The 3,426-nt window shown below is 25.0% G+C and carries 3 protein-coding genes; all 3 read left to right on the top strand.

The window, feature by feature from the left end:
- Nucleotides 1-225 precede the first annotated feature (225 nt).
- Nucleotides 226-1,338: a non-hydrolyzing UDP-N-acetylglucosamine 2-epimerase gene (wecB, locus tag RWY47_RS02165; RefSeq protein WP_316030225.1), complete on the top strand. Its 1,113-nt coding sequence runs from the start codon at nt 226-228 to the stop codon at nt 1,336-1,338.
- A gap of 74 nt (nt 1,339-1,412) precedes the next feature.
- Nucleotides 1,413-1,595 carry a hypothetical protein gene (locus tag RWY47_RS02160; protein ID WP_053831374.1) on the top strand — a complete coding sequence of 61 codons (183 nt, stop codon included), beginning with the start codon at nt 1,413-1,415 and terminating at the stop codon, nt 1,593-1,595.
- Between the two features lie 120 nt (nt 1,596-1,715).
- Nucleotides 1,716-3,426: hypothetical protein (locus RWY47_RS02155; RefSeq protein WP_316030224.1), on the top strand; the 1,711-nt coding region annotated here is incomplete at its 3' end.

The following is a 3,426-nucleotide window of genomic DNA, read 5'->3' as shown; positions in this document are numbered from 1 at the left end:
TTGCGCTTGGGTCATAAAGCTGAGAAGATGCTTTAAATGACCACTTCGCTGCAAATTAAATATCAACCACTTTTTGTTGTGCAAAATAAAGAATGATTACGTTTGCGTGAGATGGGATTAAAATAAAATATAGGAAATAGGGAAAATATATTTAAAGGTATCTATATTTGGATATAACTATACTTAGTTAAGATTCGAATAATAAATTTAAAGGAGATGATAGCTTTGAATAAGATTAAGGTTATGACCGTTTTTGGAACGAGGCCAGAGGCTATAAAAATGGCGCCTTTAGTAAAAGAACTCGAGAGCAGAGAAGAAATTGAAAGTATTGTATGTGTAACAGCTCAACATAGACAAATGTTAGATCAAGTTTTAGATATATTTAATATAACTCCAGATTTTGATTTGAATTTAATGAAAAACAATCAGACGTTAACATCTATAACAGTTAGTGCACTAGAAGGTATAGATGAGGTAATAAGAAAATCAAAGCCAGATATAGTTTTGGTACATGGAGATACGACAACAACATTGTCTGCTAGTTTAGCAGCATTTTATAATAAATGTGATGTTGGACATGTTGAGGCAGGACTTAGAACTTATAATAAATATTCTCCATATCCAGAAGAAATAAATAGACAAGTTACGGGCATTATAGCAGATATGCATTTTACTCCAACTAATACATCAAAAGAAAATTTAATAAAAGAAGGAAAGTGTAGTGATGATATTTATGTAACTGGAAATACGGCTATAGATGCTTTAAAAACAACTATCAAAAAAGGGTATAGCAATAAAATATTAGATAAAATTAAAAGTGATAGAATGATTCTACTTACTGCTCACAGAAGAGAGAACTTGGGCGAAAATATGGAAAATATATTTAAAGCCATAAATAAGATTGTAAGCGAATTTAATGATGTTCAAGTAATATATCCTGTACATTTAAATCCTAAAGTTAAAACTACTGCTGATGAGATTTTAGGTAATAATGAGCGAATACATTTAATAGAACCTTTAAACGTTATAGATTTTCATAATTTTATGAGTAAATCTTATTTAATAATGACTGATAGTGGAGGTATCCAAGAAGAAGCTCCCTCTCTTGGAAGACCAGTTTTAGTTCTTAGAGATACAACGGAAAGACCTGAAGGAGTAGAAGCGGGGACATTAAAATTAGTTGGAACAAATTCAAAAGATATATATGATACGGCAAAGGAATTATTAATAGACAAAAAAAGCTATGAAAAAATGTCTAAAGCTTCAAATCCATATGGAGATGGTCTTGCAAGTAAGTACATCGTTGATAGCATAATAAAAAAATACTTGAATAAATAGGTAAAAGTGAATAAAAATAGTAAGTCCAATAAATAATTATAGTACAGACTAAATTGTTTAATTGGAGGAATTTTATGTATAGAGTTGTATTAAAACGTATTAATACAGATTATCTAAATGAGAACATGATATTTGATTGTCAGTATATTGATTTTGATAGTTCAAAGTATAGGTTTGAAAATATAGTTATGAATAATTTTGTTATAAAAGACTTTGAAGTTAATAATGAAGATATAGCATTGATAAAAATAATGTAATAAGTGTGTAGTTATAACTACACACTTATTACATTATACGGACTATTTTAATAACATGATTATAGCCGAAAGCATGTTCTTTTATATGGTATAATTACTTTATAAAGGAAGGGATAGTTTATGAATATTATAGTAAATGATATTTTAAATGATAGAAAAATTAATGATATTAAGGATAAATATATAGAGTTTGCAAATAAAGAGTCATATAAAACAAATAATGTTTTATTATTAGTACCAAACAACAAAATTAAATTTAAATATAACAAGTTAATAAATTTAAACATAAGTGAAGAAATAAATATTTCAACATACAACTCATTTTTAATAAAAGAAGTAGTGAAGTTTTGGCCAATTATACAGCAAAAATATAATAATATAATCAATCATAAAGTAAAACCATCTATTATAAATAGTAGTTTGAGCGATTATATTTTAAATAAAATAGTTAAAGAAAAAAGGACTGTAGAGGGATTTTTTAACGATATAACTGCATCTAACAGAAATATTGCAAGTAGTATTAGCTTTAATATAAATAAGGGATGTCAAAGTTTAATAGATTTAAATGATATAGGTAATAGAATTTATTACTCTAAACATAACCAAAGTAAGATGGATAGATTTTCATACAGTCAAATGCAAGAAATAATAAATGAGTACCTAGATTTATTATTAAAAAATTCAACTATGGATAATTCAATAGCAATTTATTTGTATAATGAATTTTTATTAAAAGATGAGGAATATGTAAATAACTTGAGAAGAAGAGTGAATTATTTAATAGTAGATAGTTTAGAAAACTGTACAGCAAGTGAAGTTGATTTTATAGATATATTATTAGACAGTGTAAAAGAGTCATATATGTATATAAATGAGACTAAAGACTATGCAGCATTTAATAACGTAGATATGAAATATATTAAAGACAAATTATTTAGTAAATGCAATTTTATTAAAAATAGCGAAATAAGTGAAGTTAATATAAATGAATTATTTAAATTAAATAAAGACATAGAATTAAATCAAAATATACAACTATATAGTCAGATGTTAATTGAGGCTAGCAATAAAGTTGTAGAATTAATTAAAAAGGGTTATAGAGCAAAGGATATAGCTATTATTTCACCAATAAACAATACTATTACGGAGTATGAAATAAAAAATACATTATTAAAAAATAACATAGGATTTTATAGCACAAAGCAAGATAAAAGAATAATTGATTATCCTTATGCACATGCACTAATGGTAGCTTCATGTATATTTTATGAATGTGAAGAACTTTTAAATAATGAAGATTATATGAGCTTTATAAGCCTTTTATTAAATACGAATAAAATTAGAGCTAAAAAAATATTAAGTAAAAAATTAGACTCAGATAAATATAATGAAATAATAAATTACATAAGAAGTAAGAAGTTAGATGATGTAAATATTTATGAGTTTTTAATTAAATTTTATATTGATAAATTATTAGAACTTCCAAACGGAAAAGAAAATGTGAAGATTTGTAAAAAGATAATTCAAGAAAGTGAGAATTTTACAGAGAATATATCTTTATTAGGAATAAATAATAATAAGTCAAAGGAAAAAATATTTATAGAGGCACTAAAATCAAGCATAAAAGATTATTATACTTTACTAGAATTAGAAGATTTTAAAGATGAAGACTTAGTTGTATTAACTACTCCATATACTTACATATCTCATAATATGAAAAGTGATATACAAATTTGGTTGGATATAGGCAGTAACATGTGGAGTATGAAATCTGAAAAAGAAATAAGTAATGTACATGTTTTAAAAAAATCTTTCGTTGAATGTAATATAT

It is taken from the genome of Paraclostridium sp. MRS3W1, assembly GCF_032465715.1.
Taxonomy (GTDB): Bacteria; Bacillota; Clostridia; order Peptostreptococcales; family Peptostreptococcaceae; genus Paraclostridium; species Paraclostridium dentum.
This window is presented reverse-complemented; position numbering and strand designations above follow the sequence as displayed.

Coding starts and splice junctions, on each gene's coding strand:
- RWY47_RS02160 (WP_053831374.1), top strand. CDS start 1,413: ATGTATAGAGTTGTATTAAAACGTATTAATACAGATTATCTAAATGAG.